General features: G+C 64.0%; 15 protein-coding genes. 10 read left to right on the top strand and 5 right to left on the bottom strand.

The window, feature by feature from the left end; genetic code table 11:
- Positions 1-16 precede the first annotated feature (16 nt).
- Positions 17-907: a LysR family transcriptional regulator gene (locus O3299_RS19825; protein WP_305053658.1), complete on the bottom strand. Its 891-nt coding sequence runs from the start codon at positions 905-907 to the stop codon at positions 17-19.
- A 129-nt stretch (positions 908-1036) separates the two neighbouring features.
- Here O3299_RS19825 and msuE point away from each other — a divergent pair, with 129 nt between their 5' ends.
- The 3 genes from msuE (at position 1037) to O3299_RS19810 (ending at position 3722) form a co-directional block, all read left to right on the top strand.
- Positions 1037-1618 (top strand): FMN reductase, encoded by a 582-nt coding sequence (msuE, locus tag O3299_RS19820; protein WP_305053657.1) that lies wholly within the window; start codon positions 1037-1039, stop codon positions 1616-1618.
- 70 nt (positions 1619-1688) lie between these two features.
- Complete coding sequence (locus O3299_RS19815) at positions 1689-2666, top strand: DUF1852 domain-containing protein (protein ID WP_289906017.1); 978 nt, start codon at positions 1689-1691, stop codon at positions 2664-2666.
- 27 nt (positions 2667-2693) lie between these two features.
- Complete coding sequence (locus O3299_RS19810) at positions 2694-3722, top strand: methionine synthase (RefSeq protein WP_305063038.1); 1029 nt, start codon at positions 2694-2696, stop codon at positions 3720-3722.
- Between the two features lie 112 nt (positions 3723-3834).
- Here O3299_RS19810 and O3299_RS19805 read toward each other — a convergent pair whose 3' ends face one another.
- On the bottom strand, positions 3835-5514 hold the full coding sequence (locus O3299_RS19805) for a methyl-accepting chemotaxis protein (RefSeq protein ID WP_305063037.1): 1680 nt from the start codon (positions 5512-5514) through the stop codon (positions 3835-3837).
- Between the two features lie 268 nt (positions 5515-5782).
- On the opposite strand from O3299_RS19805, the gene O3299_RS19800 reads away from it, so the two are divergent.
- Complete coding sequence (locus O3299_RS19800; RefSeq protein WP_305063036.1) at positions 5783-8212, top strand: DUF3772 domain-containing protein; 2430 nt, start codon at positions 5783-5785, stop codon at positions 8210-8212.
- Here the strand turns inward: O3299_RS19800 and O3299_RS19795 are convergent.
- Positions 8209-8697, bottom strand: a complete 489-nt coding sequence (locus tag O3299_RS19795) for a DUF2938 domain-containing protein (protein WP_305063035.1) — start codon at positions 8695-8697, stop codon at positions 8209-8211. The genes O3299_RS19800 and O3299_RS19795 overlap by 4 nt on opposite strands.
- A 59-nt stretch (positions 8698-8756) precedes the next feature.
- Between O3299_RS19795 and O3299_RS19790 the strand changes: the two genes are divergently transcribed.
- From O3299_RS19790 to O3299_RS19775, 4 genes are all read left to right on the top strand, one after another.
- Complete coding sequence (locus O3299_RS19790) at positions 8757-9401, top strand: metalloregulator ArsR/SmtB family transcription factor (RefSeq protein WP_251349615.1); 645 nt, start codon at positions 8757-8759, stop codon at positions 9399-9401.
- Entirely contained in the window at positions 9401-9913 is a 513-nt protein-coding gene (locus O3299_RS19785) for a ClbS/DfsB family four-helix bundle protein (RefSeq protein ID WP_305063034.1), read from the top strand. Before O3299_RS19790 ends, O3299_RS19785 begins: the two co-directional genes overlap by 1 nt.
- Before the next feature lie 95 nt (positions 9914-10008).
- Entirely contained in the window at positions 10009-11724 is a 1716-nt protein-coding gene (locus O3299_RS19780; protein WP_305063033.1) for an NAD+ synthase, read from the top strand.
- Positions 11721-12776, top strand: coding sequence for a bifunctional nicotinamide-nucleotide adenylyltransferase/Nudix hydroxylase (locus O3299_RS19775; protein ID WP_251349618.1), 1056 nt, complete (start codon positions 11721-11723; stop codon positions 12774-12776). Before O3299_RS19780 ends, O3299_RS19775 begins: the two co-directional genes overlap by 4 nt.
- 23 nt (positions 12777-12799) lie before the next feature.
- Here the strand turns inward: O3299_RS19775 and O3299_RS19770 are convergent, their stop codons facing one another.
- Both O3299_RS19770 and O3299_RS19765 read right to left on the bottom strand, forming a co-directional pair.
- Positions 12800-13609: a hypothetical protein gene (locus O3299_RS19770; protein ID WP_289918782.1), complete on the bottom strand. Its 810-nt coding sequence runs from the start codon at positions 13607-13609 to the stop codon at positions 12800-12802.
- A gap of 139 nt (positions 13610-13748) precedes the next feature.
- Positions 13749-14651, bottom strand: coding sequence for a LysR family transcriptional regulator (locus O3299_RS19765; protein ID WP_305063032.1), 903 nt, complete (start codon positions 14649-14651; stop codon positions 13749-13751).
- A 127-nt stretch (positions 14652-14778) separates the two neighbouring features.
- Between O3299_RS19765 and O3299_RS19760 the strand changes: the two genes are divergently transcribed.
- On the top strand, positions 14779-16200 hold the full coding sequence (locus O3299_RS19760; RefSeq protein WP_305063031.1) for an MFS transporter: 1422 nt from the start codon (positions 14779-14781) through the stop codon (positions 16198-16200).
- Positions 16197-16595, top strand: a complete 399-nt coding sequence (locus O3299_RS19755) for a DUF4440 domain-containing protein (RefSeq protein ID WP_305063030.1) — start codon at positions 16197-16199, stop codon at positions 16593-16595. Before O3299_RS19760 ends, O3299_RS19755 begins: the two co-directional genes overlap by 4 nt.

Below are 16595 nucleotides of genomic sequence, written 5' to 3'. Positions count from 1 at the left end.
GGCGTCGCTGCGGTCACTACGCACTGGCAGGCTGGCGCGCCAGTGCGATGAAGGCGCGCACGTAGTCGATGGCGGTGTCCGTCTCGCGTGCCCCCAGGAAAATCTGCTTGGCGATGCCGCGCGCGCCCAGCCGCACAGGCACCACGTCCATCTTGGCTGCGTACTCCTCGACCAGCCAGCGCGGCAAGGCGGCCACGCCGCGGCCGCTGGCTACCATCTGCAGCATGATGTCGGTGGTTTCGATGGCTTTGTGGCGCTTGGGCGTGACACCGGCCGGCAAGAGGAACTGGTTATAGATATCCAGGCGTTCGATGTCCACGGGGTAGCTGATCAGCACTTCCTGCGTCAGTTGCTGAGGCTGCACATAGGCCGCCGCCGCCAGCGCATGGCCCTTGGCCACGACGAGCACCTGCTCGTAGTCGAACACGGGTTCGAACGTCAGTCCCGGCTTGTACAGCGGGTCGGGCGTGACGAGCAAGTCGATCTCGTAGCCGAAGAGCGCGCCGATTCCGCCGAACTGGAACTTCTGTTTGACGTCCACATCCACGTCGGGCCATGCGGCCAGATACGGCGACACCACCTTCAGCAGCCACTGGTAGCAAGGGTGGCATTCCATGCCGATGCGCAGCGCGCCGCGCTCGCCCTGCGCGAACTGGCCCAGGCGCTCTTCGGCCAGGTCCAGTTGCGGCAGCACCCGGTTCGCCACCGCCAGCAGATACTGGCCGGCTTGCGTCAGGCGCAGGTTGCGCCCTTCGCGCAGCCAGACGTCGGTGCCCAGTTGCTGCTCCAGCTTCTTCATGCTGTGGCTCAGGGCCGACTGGGTCAGGTGCAGCACGCCTGCGGCGGCCGTCAGCGACCCTTGTTTCTCGACCTGCTGGACGATGCTGAGGTGGATGCGTTCAAGCATTGAGATGAGCCATGTTCATGGATGTATGAAATAAGACCATTATACTTCATCGATTCCCGCCGCTATCATCGATCCCCTTGTTGCCTGCACTTTTACGGCCCTGGCGCATCCATTCACATGAAAGCAAACATGACACGTCCACTTCGTTTAGTCGCGGTTTCCGGCGGGCTGCAACGCCCTTCCAAGGCGGCCGCCCTGGCAGAGCACCTGATGGACCTGATCGCCGAGGAAGTGCTGTGCGAACAACGCCTGGTCGAACTGGGCCAGCTCGCCCCCCAGCTGGCCGGCGCGGTCTGGCGCTCCCACCTGCCCGAGACGGTGGAGCGGGACCTTGTTGCCGTCGAGCAAGCCGACATCCTGGTGGTGACAACACCGGTCTACCGCGGCTCCTACACGGGACTGTTCAAGCATTTCTTCGACTTCATTCATCAGGATGCCCTGATCGACAAGCCCGTCCTGCTGGCGGCCACCGGCGGCAGCGAGCGCCATGCCCTGATGATCGACCACCAGTTGCGTCCGTTGTTCAGCTTTTTCCAGGCGCGCACATTGCCGCTGGGCGTGTATGCCACCGACAAGGATTTCGCCGACTACCGCGTGCAGGACGAGGCCCTGATCCAGCGGGCCGCGCTGGCCGTGCAACGGGCATTGCCATTGATCGCATTGACGCGCCATGCGAGCCCGGTCACCGCTGAAGAGGTGGTCGCAGCCTGATACGCATCGCCACGGTCACCAAGCAATTACCCCATTCATCCTTTCGCAGAATTCAGGACACCAGATCACCATGAGCAAAGATTTTGCATTCAGCATCAAAAGCATTATTTTCGATGAAAACTATCATCCATCGGACAATACGCGCCTGACGACCAACTTTGCCAATTTGGCCAGGGGAACGAGCCGCCAGGAGAACTTGCGCAACACCCTGAAAATGATCGACAGCCGTTTCAACAGCCTGGCGCATTGGGATAACCCGAAGGCGGACCGCTACTCTGTCGAGCTTGAAATCATTTCCGTCGAATTGAATATTGATGTCAAAGGCGGCAATATCCCCTTGATCGAGATATTAAAGCCGACCATCATCGACAAAAAAACCGGCGAACGCATCGCCGGCATTGCAGGAAATAACTTCTCCTCTTACGTCCGCGATTACGACTTCAGCGTGTTGCTGCCAGAGCACAACAACAATCAATCTGCATTCAGCGCACCGGAGGATTTCGGCGATTTTCATGGCAAGCTGTTCAAGCACTTTGTCAGGTCAAATACTTACAAGGAACACTTCAACAAGGCGCCCGTTATCTGCATCAGCGCCTCGAGCAGCAAGACCTACCAGCGCACTGAAAATCAGCACCCCATCCTGGGCGTCGAGTATCAACAGAATGAATTTTCCTCGACGGATGAATATTTCGAAAAAATGGGGATGCAAGTTCGCTATTTCATGCCGCCAAACAGTGCCGCACCCCTGGCGTTCTATTTTATCGGCGACCTGCTGGGCGACTACAGCAATCTTGAGCTGATCGGCACCATCAGCACGATGGAAACGTTTCAAAAGATTTATCGGCCCGAAATCTACAATGCCAATTCAGCGGCGGGAAAAGTTTATCAGCCTAGCCTGAAGAATCAGGATTATTCGCTGACGCAAATTGTCTATGACCGGGAAGAGCGCAGCCAGCTGGCCGTCAAGCAGGGAAAATATACGGAAGAGCATTTCATCAAGCCGTACAAGCATATTCTGGAACAATGGGCTGCCAATTACGCTCTCTGATTAATCAAATACACGACATCAATCATCATGAAAAAATTATTGCCTACTTCAACTGCCGGCAGCTTGCCCAAACCTTCCTGGCTGGCGCAGCCTGAAAAGCTGTGGTCGCCCTGGAAATTACAGGACGAGGAATTGATCGAAGGCAAACAGGATGCCTTGCGTTTGTCGCTGCAGGAACAACAGCAGGCCGGCATCGATATCGTCAGTGATGGCGAGCAGACGCGCCAGCATTTCGTCACCACGTTTATCGAGCATCTGAGCGGCGTCGATTTTGACAAACGCGAGACCGTCAGAATCCGCGACCGCTACGATGCGAGCGTGCCGACCGTCGTTGGCGCCGTGAGCCGCCCGAAACCGGTGTTTGTCGATGACGCCAGGTTTTTACGCCAGCAAACCACGCAGCCGATCAAATGGGCGCTGCCAGGTCCGATGACGATGATCGATACGCTGTATGACAGCCACTACAAGAGCCGCGAAAAACTGGCCTGGGAATTTGCCAAGATCCTGAATCAGGAAGCCAGGGAACTGGAGGCGGCCGGCGTCGACATCATCCAGTTTGACGAACCGGCATTCAATGTTTTCTTTGATGAAGTCAATGACTGGGGTATTGCCACCCTGGAGCGGGCGATCGAAGGGCTCAAATGCGAAACGGCCGTGCATATTTGCTATGGCTACGGCATCAAGGCCAATACGGACTGGAAAAATACGCTGGGCTCCGAATGGCGTCAATATGAGGAATCGTTCCCCAAGCTGCAGCAATCGAATATCGACATCATCTCGCTGGAATGCCACAACTCGCGTGTGCCCATCGATCTGATTGAACTCATCCGCGGTAAAAAAGTGATGGTCGGCGCCATCGACGTGGCATCCAACACCATTGAAACGCCGGAGGACGTGGCCGACACCCTGCGCAAGGCGCTGCGGTTTGTCGATGCCGACAAACTCTACCCGAGCACCAACTGCGGCATGGCGCCCTTGTCGCGCCGGGTAGCCAGAGGCAAATTGAATGCGCTCAGTGCCGGCGCGGAGATCATCCGCAGAGAACTCTCGGCCTAGCCGCGCCGTGTCAAACTGGATTGTTGATTGACATGGATCAGGTCGCGTAACAGGAAGCAGCCCATGCTGCATGACGCCACAGGCGCCGAGAGGCACCTGTGGCGTTGCTGTCTTAGAACTCTTCCCAGTCGGATGATGCCGTTGCTGCCGGTGCAGCTTTGCTGGCGGCCGGCATGCGCAGGGCGACGGCTTGCTGGCGCGGTACGGTTGTCGCGGCGATTGCCGGCTTGCTTGCCGGTGCGCCGGCTTCCAGCTTGAAGGCGCTCACCACCTGCGCCAGGGTAGCCGCCTGCTCCTGCATGGCAGCGGCGGCGGCCGCCGATTCTTCCACCAGGGCCGCGTTTTGCTGGGTGACGTTGTCCATCTCGCTGATGGCCTGGTTGATTTGCTCGATGCCGGCCGTCTGTTCCGCGCTGGCCGAGGTGATTTCTTCCATGATGTCGGTCACGCGGCGCACGCTGTCGACCAGGTCGCTCATGGTGTCGCCCGCTTGGTGCACGAGCTCGCTGCCGGCTGCCACGGTTTGGGTCGAGTCGTCGATCAGGGTCTTGATTTCCTTGGCCGCGGCGGCCGAGCGGTGCGCCAGGCTGCGCACTTCCGTGGCCACGACGGCAAAGCCGCGGCCCTGTTCGCCCGCGCGCGCCGCTTCCACGGCCGCGTTCAAGGCCAGAATATTCGTCTGGAAGGCGATGCCGTCGATGACGCCGATGATGTCGGCGATCTTGTTCGACGAGGCATCGATTTGCCGCATGGTCGCCACCACTTGCGCGATGACGGCGCCGCCGCGCTGCGCCACGCCGGAGGCCGTATCGGCCAGCACATGCGCCTGGCGCGCATTGTCGGCATTCTGCTTGACGGTCGAGGTCAGTTCTTCCATGGAAGAGGCGGTCTCTTCCAGCGAGCTGGCTTGCTGCTCCGTGCGCGCAGACAGGTCCAGGCTGCCCGCTGCCACTTCGGACGAGGCCGAGGCGATCGTTTCCGTGCCGGCGCGCACCGTGCCCACCGTTTGCGCCAGGTTGTCGTTCATGCGCTTGAGCGCCTGCAACAGTTGCCCCATTTCATCGCTCGATTGCACGGTGATCTGGCTGCGCAAATCGCCAGCGGCCACCGTGTTGGCCACCTGCAGCGCCGTGGTGACGGGGCCGGTGATCGAGCGCGTGATGCCATACGCCAACGCCGCCGCGATGGCCAGCGCCGCCAGCGACATGCCGATCAGCAAGGTACGCGTGTTGGCATAGGTGGCATTCGCGTTGTCGCCTGCCGTGTTGGCCAGGGTATTTTGCAAGCTGATCTGTTCAGCAATCAATTGTTTGTAGACGAGCAATACGGGGCGCAGCTGGCCGTACAGGTAGGCGCTGCTGTCGTCCGGCGTGCCGCTACGGATCAGTTCAAGCAAGGCTTCCTGCCCCTGCGCATAGCGCGTGTTGGCGTCGTTCATCTTGGCCAGCAAGGCGCGTTCGCGGTCGGAATCGAGCATGCGGGCGAGCTTGCCGAGATTGCCGGCCGCCGCCTGGCGCGCGGCCAGGATGGCGTCCGTTTGCTTGCGCTGGTCGGCCGGATCGGCGCTGAGCATCATGTTGCGCAGCGCGATGGCGATGTCGTTGATGTTGGCCGACACGCTGTTGGCGAGCTCGATCTTCGGCATGCTGTCATGCACGATATGGCCGGTGCCCTGGTTGATCTTGCCCAGCATGGCGATGCCCAGGCAAGAGATGATGATCAGCATGGCGCCGATGGCGCCAAAGCCTGTGGCGAGGCGTGTGCCGATGGTCAGGTTGGATAAAAACTTCATGGCTGTCTCAATACGGAGGGAATGGTGAAAAGGTCGGCGGCGTGCAGATGGGTGCCGCGCCGCCAAGCGGACGACGATCCTAGACCTTTTTGAATGATATTTCCATAGGGCAATATGCCTAGTCGCGCCTGGAGGCACACGCCAGTTCCGCTGATCCTGTGGCTTGCCGGTGTTTTCAGCTATATTGGCAGGCACCCGCCGGGCGGCACGCCATGACCGGCGCCGCCGCCAGTCCGGCAGTTTTTCTCATTTTCAGCCATAGGTCCGCATGACTTCTTTCCGTCTCCGTTTCTTCCCTTTCCTGCTGGCATTGTTGCTGGCGTGCTCGCTGGCCCCGCCGCCCGCCTGGTCGCAGCCCGTCGATGATGCCGCCACGGCCGACCAGCGCCTCGACGGCTTGCGCAAGCAGATTACCGGCATCCAGAAGGCGCTCGATGGCGAGGCCGATCTGGATGACGCGACCCTGTCGCAGATGCGCGCCGATGCGCTGGCGGCCAGCACCGAAGCGGACAAGGTGGCCGACGCGCTCGCGCCGACATTGTCGAGCGTGCAGGCGCGGCTGGCCGAGCTGGGCAAGCCGGCGGCGGGGGTAAAAGATGCGCCCGACGTGGCGGCGCAGCGCAGCCAGCTGGACCGCACCAGCAGCGCGCTCGATGCGCAGGTGAAACTGGCGCGCCTGCTGGCCGTGGAAGCGGCGCAGGCCTCGGAGCAAGTGTCGACCGTGCGCCGCGCGCAGTTGCAGGCGCGCCTGGGCGAGCGCACGGCGTCGATTTTGGCTGGTTCTTTCTGGAAACAGCTGCATGCGGAATTACCGCAGAACTTGCAGCGCCTGCGGGCGCTGGAGCTGGAGTTGGCGAACGCGGCGAGCGCCACGCCGTGGTCGGCCTGGGGCGGCTTGCTGGCCGCCATCGTGGCCGTGATCGGCGCCAGCGTCTGGGCTTCGCGTTACCTGCTGGTGGTGACGGCCACGCGCGTGCCGCATGGCCGCTTGCGCCGCTCCTTGCATGCGCTGGCCGTGCTGGTGCTGGCGTTGGCCACGCCGGGACTGGTGGCGGAATTGCTGGCCATGGGCTTGCGCTGGGAGGGTGGCCTGTCGGACAAAACCTCGACTTTTCTCAGCAGCTTGATCGGCATCATCTGTTTTGCCGGTTTTACGGCGGGACTGGGCCACGCGCTGCTGTCGCCACGGCGCGTGTCGTGGCGTTTGCTGCCCCTGCCCGACGCGCTGGCGCACCGCATGCGCAATTTTCCATCGATGTTTTCCTTCATCGTCGTGCTCGTGTGGGCGACGGAACGGGTCACCATCGTCATCAATGCGGGCCTGTCGACGGCCGTGGCCGTCAACTGCATCGTCGCCCTGGTGATGAGCACGACCATCGCCTACGGCTTGATGCGCGCCGAGCGCTGCTGGCGCCAGTTGCGCGAGGCCGATCCCGCCACCCTGGTCACGCCGCTGTGGCTGCGCTGCGTCACGGTGCTGTTGTGGTTGGCGCTGGCGTCCAGCGTCATCAGCTTGCTGGTCGGCTATGTGGCGTTCGGCAGCTTTGTCGCCAAGCAAATCGCCTGGGTCATCGTGGTGCTGTGCAGCACCTATCTGCTGACGGTGCTGGTCGACGATATCTGCATGCTGCTGGCTTCCACCCCGCCCCCGCCGGATGTGGCCAACCCCGTGCTGGCCACGCCGAAGGCGCGCGACCAGGCGGCCGTGCTGCTGTCGGGCATAGGCCGCGCCATCGTCGTGCTGCTGGCCCTGATGCTGCTGCTGGCGCCGTTCGGCGAAGGGCCGGGCGAGCTGTTCCAGCGGGTCGGCAAGCTGCAGGATGGCCTGGCCATCGGTGAGGTGGCGATCCGCCCTGCCGCGCTGATCCAGGCCTTGCTGGTGTTGCTCGCCGGTTTTGTTGCGCTGGGCCTGTTCAAGCGCTGGCTGCAAAACAGTTATTTGCCGACCACCAACCTTGATTCCGGCATGCAAGTGTCGTTCATCACGCTGTTTGGCTACATCGGCGGCGTGCTGGCCGTGGCGCTGGCCCTGTCGGCCGCCGGCATCGGCCTGGAACGCATCGCGTGGGTGGCGTCGGCCTTGTCGGTGGGTATCGGTTTTGGCTTGCAGGCGGTGGTGCAGAACTTCGTCTCCGGCCTGATTTTATTGGCCGAACGTCCGGTGAAAGTGGGCGACTGGGTGTCACTCGGCGGTGTGGAGGGCGACATTCGCCGCATCAACGTGCGCGCCACGGAAATTCAACTGAGCGACCGCTCGACGGTGATCGTGCCGAACTCGGAATTCATCACCAAGACGGTGCGTAACGTCACCCTGGCCAATCCGCTGGGCCTGGTGCAAGTCAAGCTGCCGTTGCCGCTGGGCACGGATGCGCAAGCGGCGCGCGCGCTGATCCTGTCCACCTTTGTCGACAATCCCGACGTGCTCGACACGCCGGCGCCCAGCGTACAGCTCGACGGCATCGACAATGGCTTGTTGCTGTTCAACGCCACCGGCTATGCCTCGTCGCCGCGTTTGACCTCGGGCATCCGCAGCGCGCTGCTGTTTGAACTGCTCAAGCGCCTGGACGCGGCGCATATCGCGATCGCCAAGCCCAGCACGATGGTGCTGAGCACGGTGCCGGCCCAGCCCGAGGCACCGGCCATGTCGGCGGTGGCAGCCGCGCCGGCGCCCGCGCCCGTGCCGCCGCTGACGTCCTAGCGGACCGTCGACCACAGCAGCGCCGCCAGGTACAGGCCGATGCCGAACGCCGTGTGGGCCATCAGGCTGCGCAGGCGGGCGGCCGTCGGATGCGGCGTCTTGCTGGCGGCCAGGCCGGCGCCCATGCCCGGCTGCAAGATGCAAAACGGCGCGGCCACGCTCACGAGGCCCGCCAGCAGGGCCGGCGCGAAGGTCGGCCCTTGCACCCACTTGTCACCCACCAGCGCCAGCAGCACGGCCGCAAACAGCACGCCGATCGCATAGTGAGCCGTCCAGCCCAGGATGGCTTCATCGCGCACGGGCGCCGCCTGGGCGATGTTGGCGTGGGTGAAGGTGCCGCGCGGCAGATGGCCCAGCCAGCGCCCCACCATCGCAAAGTTCAGCGAGGGAATGCACCAGAAGCGCTTTAACGCCACTGCCCACACATCCATCACCGCCGTCGCGCCCGCGCCGATCGCCAGCGCATCGAGCCAGAGTATTTGCATTGCTGCTCCTAACATTCAATTAATTGCTTGAATGTTATAAGGGTGCTAGCATCGTGTCAATGAAAAATGCCGATATCGAACTTCTCACCGGTTCCGCCGGGTTTGCCCATATTTTAGGCAGCGCGCCGCGCCTGCGCCTGCTTGAGCAGATCGTGCACGGCGAGTATGCGGTGGAGCAATTGGTGGAGTTGACGGGCTTGTCCGTGGCGAATACCTCCCAGCATTTGCAGCAGTTGCGGCGCGCCGGTTTCGTGCTGGCGCGGCGCGACGGCAAGCGCGTGCTGTACCGGCTGGGCAGCGGCCCCATCGTGCAACTGCTGGCCGCGCTGGACGTGTATGCGCAGCACCAGCGCAGCGAATTGCAGGCGCTGGGCCGGGGCGACCACGTGGAAGCGATCACGGGCGACGAGTTGCTGGAACGCATGCGCGAAGCCAGCATCACCGTGCTCGACGTGCGGCCGGCGCAGGAATTTGCGGCCGGCCACTTGCCCGGTGCGGTCAATATTCCCTTTGATGACTTGCAGCGCCGCCTGGGCGAATTACCGGCGAATGCAGAAATCGCCGCCTACTGTCGCGGCCCGTATTGCGTGCTGTCCGTGCAAGCCGTGGCGGCCCTGCGCCAGCACGGCTTGCATGCGCGCCGTCTCGGCAGCGGCTACGACGATTGGCAGGCGGCCGGCTTGCCGGTGGTGAAGGCGGCCTGATGGCGATCCCCGACAGCAAGCAGGCACTGATAGCCGCCATCGACAGCACGTATGCGAAGTTGATGCAGGAGCTGGCGCGCGTGCCGCCCACGCTGGCGCGGGAACCCGTGCTGGAAGGGCAAGTGGCGGGCACGCGCATGAGCGTGTGCGACTTGCTCGCCTATCTGGTCGGCTGGAATGAACTGGTCTTGCACTGGCACGCGCAGCTGCGCGATGGTCAACGCATCGAGGACATCGCCTTTCCCGCCGAAGGTTTCACGTGGAACGCTCTGGGAAAACTGGCGCAGCGCTTCTATGCCGACTATGCTGACTTGAATATGGACGACTTGTTGCAGCGCCTGGCACGGGCGAAAGACCAGCTGCTGGCGCTGATTGAAAGCCATGACGATGCGCAATTGTATGGCCAGCCCTGGTACACGCATTACACGATGGGACGCATGATCCAGTTCAATACGTCGTCGCCGTATGCGAATGCGCGCACGCGCTTGCGGGCCTGGCTCAAGACCTTGTAGCACCCTGATCGGCAGGCTTGCACGATTGCATCAGTACGCTCAGAAAATTTTTCAGGCAGGATAGTGGTTTCAAGCGTAACCAATGAAGGATCGCCATGCTGACCATCGCTCTCGCCCAGATGAATCCCACCGTGGGCGACTTCGACGCCAATTGTGCCGCCATCATCGCGCGCATGGGCCGCGCCAGCAGCGATGGCGCCGACTTGCTCGTGTGTCCCGAGTTGTCGCTGTGCGCGTACTATCCGGGCGACCTGTTCGAGGACGCCGCCTTCCTGCGCGACATGCAGCAGGCGCTCGACACGGTGCTGGAAGCGTCCACGCGCTGGCCGGCGCTGGTCACCGTCATCGGCACGGCGCGGCCCAATCCCGGCGTCGGCAAGCCCCTGTACAACGCCCTGCTGGCGATGCGCGACGGACGCATCGTGGCCGAATACTACAAGCAGCTGCTGCCGACCTACGGCATCTTCGACGAGGGCCGCCATTTCGAGCCGGGTCCGCCCGGCGCCTGCACCCTCGATATCGCCGGCTGCAAGGTGGGCTTCATGATTTGCGAGGATGGCTGGAACGACGATGGCCGCGCCTACGCCGTCAACCCGTTCGACGCCCTGCACGCGGCGCGGCCCGACCTGGTCGTCAGCATCAACGCCAGCCCGTCCGACATCGGCAAGCGCGCGCAGCGCCATGCCGTGTTCGGCGCCGCCTGCGCGCGCGTGAACTTGCCTTTGCTTTTCGTCAACCAGGTGGGTGGCCAGGATCAACTCGTGTTCGACGGCGCCTCGTTCGCCATGTCCCCCACCCTCGGCGTGCAATTCGAGGCGGCCCGCTTCGTCGAGGATGATGCATTGCTGCGCTTTGCCGACGGCCGTTTTACGCGCACGGACGGCGCGGCGTTTCCCGTGCCCGACCCGGACGGCATCCCGGCCGTGGAATTTGCGCGCCGTCAAATCGTGCTCGGTTTGCGCGACTATGCGCGCCGCTGCCGCTTCACGAAAGTCGTCGTCGGCTGCTCGGGCGGCATCGATTCGGCGCTGACCCTGGCCCTGGCCGTGGAAGCCCTGGGCGCGGACAACGTGGTAGGCATCACCATGCCGTCCGTGTTTTCCAGCGCCGGCTCCGTCACCGATTCCGTCGCCCTGTGCGCCAACCTGGGCATCGTCCTGCACACGCATGCCATCCGCGACATCGTGGCGCAATACGAAGCGGGCTATGCCCAAGCCTTCGACGGCAAGCTGCAGGGACTGCCGCTGGAAAACCTGCAGGCGCGGGTGCGCGGCACCATCCTGATGGAATACTCGAACGCCTTTGGCGCCCTGCTGCTCACCACCGGCAACAAGAGCGAAATCTCGGTGGGCTACTGCACCCTGTATGGCGACACGAACGGGGGACTGGGATTGATTGGCGACCTGTATAAAACGGAGGTGTTCGCCCTGTCGCGCCACCTCAACGCCAGTGCCGGGCGCGAGCTGATCCCCGTCGCCGTGCTCGACAAACCCCCGTCGGCGGAACTGGCGCCGGGCCAGCGCGACACTGACAGTTTGCCGCCCTATCCCGTGCTCGATGAAATCTTGAAATGGCATATCGAGGGACGCCGCCTGCCGGCGCAAGAAAGCGCGCAAGCCTTGACCCTGGTCAACCAGCTGCGCGAGACGGACGAGGGGCGCGCATTGGTGACGCGCATCCTCGGCATGGTCGCCCGCAATGAATACAAACGGCGCCAGGCGGCGCCCATCATCCGCGTGCGTTCGCGCGCCTTTGGCAGCGGGCGTCAATTGCCGATCGCCGCCCACTACCCCACCGGAGACGACGCATGAGCTCATCCTATCCTGCCGACGCGGCCATCCTGATCGGCCGCTTCCAGCCTTTTCACAATGGCCATGCGGGCTTGCTGCAAAAGGCGCTGGCCACCGCCGCCAGCGTCGTGGTGGTGCTTGGTTCCGCCTTCCATGCGCGCAGCCCGAAGAACCCGTTTACGTGGCAGGAGCGGGCCGCCATGATCGCCGCCACCCTGCCCGAGGCGCAGCGCGCGCGCGTGCATTACGTGGCCGTGCGCGATTACTACGACGATGGCCTGTGGGCCGATGCCGTGCGGCGCGCCGTGGCGGGCGCCGTGCCTGCGGTGCAGCGCGTCACTCTGGTGGCCTGTTTCAAGGACGCCACCAGTTACTACCTGCACCACTTCCCGCACTGGCAGTTGCTCAACCTGGAGATCGATCCCGGTGCGCCCATCGGCGCGACGGCGATCCGCAACGTGCTGTTCGAGGCGGAAGACGTGGACGTGTCGCTGAGCGCCGTGGCGCAGCTGCTGCCGGCGGCCATCGGCCAGTACTTGAAAGCGTGGACCTTGTTGCCGTGGTACGCGCCGCTGGTGCAGGAATACCGCGCCATCGAAGCGTACAAGGCGCGCTGGCGCACGGCGCCGTATGCGCCCATCTTTTGCACCGTGGATGCGCTGGTGCAGACGGGCGGCCACGTCTTGCTGGTGCGCCGCGGCGGCTATCCTGGCAAGGGCTTGTGGGCGCTGCCCGGCGGCTTCCTGGAGCCGCGAGAACGCTTGCTGCAGGGCGCCCTGCGCGAACTGGCGGAAGAAACCCAGCTGGGCGTGCTGGCGCCCACCCTGGTCGAGGCGCTGGTCGGCGTGGCCGTGTTCGACCATCCGGACCGCAGCCAGCGGGGACGCACCATCACGCATGCGCATTACTTCGACTTGAAGACGCGCCAGCTGCCGGCCGTGACGGCGGCCGACGATGCGGCGCTGGCGCAGTGGGTGCCGGTGAGCGCCCTGCCGGCCATGGAAGAGCAGTTCTTCGAAGACCACTTCCACATCCTGAACCACTTCCTCAAGCTCACGCACGAGGGGCGCTGACAGAGCCATCCCCTCGCCGCGCGTCAGGACGTGATGCGCTCCCAGCCATGTTTGATGGCCGCCTTGAAGTTGTCCCACGCCGATTGCGGATACGTGTGCTCCCACGTGGAACGCAGCTCCGCTTCCACCTCATCCCACGGGCGGCCCCGGTAGCTGTCGCTGTTCGCCATCGAATGGCCATAGCGGTAGGCGGGATCGTAGTCCTCGAAGCGCGCGCCGGTGGCGACATAGGTGGCGCTCCAGTGGTTGCGGTAGTACTGTTCGTCGTCGTAGCTGGTGCCCGGCAGGTTGTCGGCGCTGGGGTAGCGGCGCGCGTTGGCGCCCGCGCCGGATGACGGCGGCGCCATGCCGCCCGCAAATTGCTGCGATGCCGCCGTCTCGTTCAGGTTGCCGGCCGACGCGCCCTGCTGCATGCTGGCGCCCTGGCGCCGCGCGCCGTCGTCTTGCGGCGCGCCCTGCCAGCCGCCGGTGCGCCAGTGCTCGGCGTGCGCATCGATGTCGAGCGGCGCATAGCGCTCGACGAGGTCGGTGGCGCGCTGGATATCGGCGTCGCTCGCCCCTTCCAGTGTCAGCACGACATGCCCGCGCCGCACGGCTTCCGCATAGATGTGGCGGTCGGCGTGGCTGCCGAACAGGTCCGTGAAGAAATGCTTGACGCTGTCGAGCAGGCTGTCGCTGTCGTCGCGGCGGATGTTTTCCGTGGCGGAAAAGTCGTCACTGCCCGCATCGTGCAGGCGGATGTTGGCGCCGGGAAAGCCCGCCGTGATCAGGTCGTGCCGGGCGCGCTCGGCCATGTCGCGCACGGCGAAAACTGCTGCCAATGTATGTGCCATGATGGTCTCCAATCGGTGAACAACGTCCTTCCAGTGTAGGCCGTGAAAAGCGAAATGGGCGCTCGTTTGCCCTTTGGAAATCGTTGTATTCAACAAGTATTGACGACGTGACATGGGCGCCGTGGCGCCACGTGAAACCTCAGGCGGGCATGCCCACGAACGCGCGCAAGAAGTCGATAAACGCGCGCACTTTTTCCGCAATATGCTGGGTGTTCGGATACACGGCATACACGCCCTGTTCCGGGAAGACGACGTCGGGCAGCAGGCGGCGCAAACGTCCCGCGCGCACGTCCCCTTCCACCTGCCATTGCGGCAGCAGGGCCACGCCGCAGCCGCCCAGGGCAAAGCCCAGCAGGGCCGAGGCGGAGTCGGAATGGATGGCGGCGTCGTCCTGCGCGACGAAGACGGCGGGGCCGTCGGGCGTGTGCACGTCCCAGCGCAGGGGCGTAGCGAGGCGGCTGTGCGCCAGCCAGCGCGCGCGCTGCAGGTCGGGCAAGGTGGCGATGTCCCGGCCGGGCAGGCTGGCCAGGTAGGCGGGCGAGGCGACGGGCCAGATCGCATACGGCTCGATCAGCGCGGCGCGGTAGCTCGAATCGTTGAGGGAACCCATGCGGATGGCCAGGTCGTAGCCGCCCGAGATCAGGTCTTCATGCGAGGACGACGAGGAATGCTGGATTTGCAGCTGCGGATGGGCGGCGGCAAAGGCGATCAGCGCGGGGATCACCGTGCGGCTGCCGTATTCGACGGTGGTGGTCAGGCGCAGGGTGCCGCGCAAGCCCTGGTGCCCCTGGCGCGCCGTCTCGATGGCGCCCTGGGCTTCGCTCAGCACGCGCTGGCAATCCTCGTAAAAGCGCCGTCCCACGTCGGTCAGCGCCAGGCTGCGCGTGCTGCGCGTCAGCAGCGACACGCCCAGCTCCGCTTCCAGCTGTTTCAAGTTAAAACTGACGACGGCCTTGCTCTGGCCCAGCACGGCGGCGGCGGCCGTCAGCGAACCGGCGTCGACGATGGCGATGAAAATACCCAAACGGTCAAGACTGATCATAAATAAATATGAGGATACATGCGGGTTGCGGGAGTTTGTCAAAATTTCTTTGACAGTGTAATCGGGGCTGGCCCGTTACGCAAATGGCGCTGGACGCTTAAGCTGGCCGTTTGCCATTCGGAGCACCATGGACTATCGCAAAAAGGTCGCGGCCATCTATCTGCTGGGGTTTTTCGTCGACCTGATCAACATGTTCATCACCAGCGTCGCCTATCCCGACATCGGCCATGCCCTGCACGCCTCGGTGGCGCAGCTGGCCTGGATCAGCACGGCCTACATCCTTGGCCTGACCATCGTCATCCCCGCCAGCGCCTGGCTGGCTGCCTATTATGGCAGCAAAACCGTGTTCATGGCATCGTTGCTAACATTTTTATGCGCCAGCATCGGCGCCGGCCTGGCGCCCTCGATCGAGGCGCTGATCGCCTGGCGCTGCGTGCAGGGCCTGGGCGGCGGCTTGCTGATCCCGCTGGGGCAAAGCATGACTTACCAGCTGTACCAACCCGCCGAGCGTCCCGGCCTGTCGTCCGTCATCATGCTGGTGGGCTTGCTGGCACCCGCCCTGTCGCCCGCCTTGGGCGGCGTGATCGTCGACAGCCTGTCGTGGCGGGCGATTTTTTATCTGAACGTGCCGTTTGCCGCGCTGGCGCTGCTGCTGGCCGCCTGCTGGCTGCGTCCGGACCCGCCGCGCGCGCAAGTGCCCCGCCTCGACACGGGCGGCCTTGTGGCGGGCAGCACGGCCATCCTTTTGCTGTTGCTGGGCTTGACCATGCTGGGCACGCCGGGCGAGCTGCTTGCCGGCGCCGGCGTGCTGGCGCTGGGCGCCGTCTGCGCCGGGATCTACGTGCGTGGCGCGCTGCGCAAATCGACGCCGCTGCTGAACCTGCGCCTGGCCGCAGAACCGCTGCTGCGCATCGCCATGCTGATGTACCTGCTGGTGCCGGGCGTGTTCATGGGCGTGAGCCTGCTGGCCATGCTGTATTTGCAGGGCGTGCTGGGCATGTCGGCGTCGACGGCGGGCGCGCTGATGCTGCCGTGGGCGCTGGCCTCGTTTGCGGCCATTTCGCTCACGGGAAAAAGCTATCGCCGCGTGGGGCCGCAACCCTTGTTCATCGCTGGTGCACTGCTGCAGGCGGCGGGCATGCTGATGCTGCTGCGCGTGGATGCGGCGGGCCAGTTGTTCTGGCTGGCCGGCGCGTATGCCGTGATGGGCTTTGGCGGCGGCTTGTGCAGCAGCACGGCGCAAAGCACGGCGTTCTTGCGCACGCCCGACGGGCAGCTGAGCCAGGCCAGCGCCGTGTGGAATATCAACCGCCAGCTGGGCTTTTGCCTGGGCGTGGCGCTGCTCAGCGTACTGCTCAACGGCTTGCTGGCGGCGCAGGGAATTACGTCGCTCGATGACCCCGCCCAGCACCTGCGCGCGGCGCAGGTTTTTCACTGGTGTTTTGCGCTGGCCGCCAGCGCGTGCGTGCTGCCTTTGGCGCTGTGCGCGCGCATCGATAACCGCGCCGTTCTCGACCTTTTACATCACCATGGAGCAGCAAAAAAATGAAGACAACGAACCCCTGTTTTGACGACGTGTTATCCACGCATGTGCTGATCCGCGAGTGGCTCTCCGGCGAGGTCACGGCGCCGCAGCATTGCGCCGCATTGCTCGCGCGTTTCTCGCTGGATTTCACGATGGTGTCACCGGGCGGCAAGCGGCTCGATCATGCCGGCTTGACGGCGTTGTTCCAGGGCGCCGGCGGCAGCCGTCCGGGCCTCATCATGCGTATTTCCGACCTGGCATTGATCCAGGACAACGCGGCCGGCGCCACCGTGTCCTACCGCGAGCATCAATCGCTGCCGGGGGGAGACAATACGGAGCGGCTGTCGACCGTCGTGTATGAGAAGACACCGGCTGGAACGCTGCTGTGGCGCCATTTGCACGAGACGTGGACCGCTTGA

The sequence above is a fragment of the Janthinobacterium sp. SUN176 genome (assembly GCF_030587335.1).
GTDB classification, from domain to species: Bacteria; Pseudomonadota; Gammaproteobacteria; order Burkholderiales; family Burkholderiaceae_D; genus Janthinobacterium; species Janthinobacterium kumbetense.
Note: the sequence above shows the minus strand (reverse complement) of the source record. Positions and strands in the feature narration are given on the sequence as shown.

Coding starts and splice junctions, on each gene's coding strand:
- O3299_RS19825 (WP_305053658.1), bottom strand. CDS start 907: ATGCTTGAACGCATCCACCTCAGCATCGTCCAGCAGGTCGAGAAACAA.
- msuE (WP_305053657.1), top strand. CDS start 1,037: ATGACACGTCCACTTCGTTTAGTCGCGGTTTCCGGCGGGCTGCAACGC.
- O3299_RS19815 (WP_289906017.1), top strand. CDS start 1,689: ATGAGCAAAGATTTTGCATTCAGCATCAAAAGCATTATTTTCGATGAA.
- O3299_RS19810 (WP_305063038.1), top strand. CDS start 2,694: ATGAAAAAATTATTGCCTACTTCAACTGCCGGCAGCTTGCCCAAACCT.
- O3299_RS19805 (WP_305063037.1), bottom strand. CDS start 5,514: ATGAAGTTTTTATCCAACCTGACCATCGGCACACGCCTCGCCACAGGC.
- O3299_RS19800 (WP_305063036.1), top strand. CDS start 5,783: ATGACTTCTTTCCGTCTCCGTTTCTTCCCTTTCCTGCTGGCATTGTTG.
- O3299_RS19795 (WP_305063035.1), bottom strand. CDS start 8,697: ATGCAAATACTCTGGCTCGATGCGCTGGCGATCGGCGCGGGCGCGACG.
- O3299_RS19790 (WP_251349615.1), top strand. CDS start 8,757: ATGAAAAATGCCGATATCGAACTTCTCACCGGTTCCGCCGGGTTTGCC.
- O3299_RS19785 (WP_305063034.1), top strand. CDS start 9,401: ATGGCGATCCCCGACAGCAAGCAGGCACTGATAGCCGCCATCGACAGC.
- O3299_RS19780 (WP_305063033.1), top strand. CDS start 10,009: ATGCTGACCATCGCTCTCGCCCAGATGAATCCCACCGTGGGCGACTTC.
- O3299_RS19775 (WP_251349618.1), top strand. CDS start 11,721: ATGAGCTCATCCTATCCTGCCGACGCGGCCATCCTGATCGGCCGCTTC.
- O3299_RS19770 (WP_289918782.1), bottom strand. CDS start 13,609: ATGGCACATACATTGGCAGCAGTTTTCGCCGTGCGCGACATGGCCGAG.
- O3299_RS19765 (WP_305063032.1), bottom strand. CDS start 14,651: ATGATCAGTCTTGACCGTTTGGGTATTTTCATCGCCATCGTCGACGCC.
- O3299_RS19760 (WP_305063031.1), top strand. CDS start 14,779: ATGGACTATCGCAAAAAGGTCGCGGCCATCTATCTGCTGGGGTTTTTC.
- O3299_RS19755 (WP_305063030.1), top strand. CDS start 16,197: ATGAAGACAACGAACCCCTGTTTTGACGACGTGTTATCCACGCATGTG.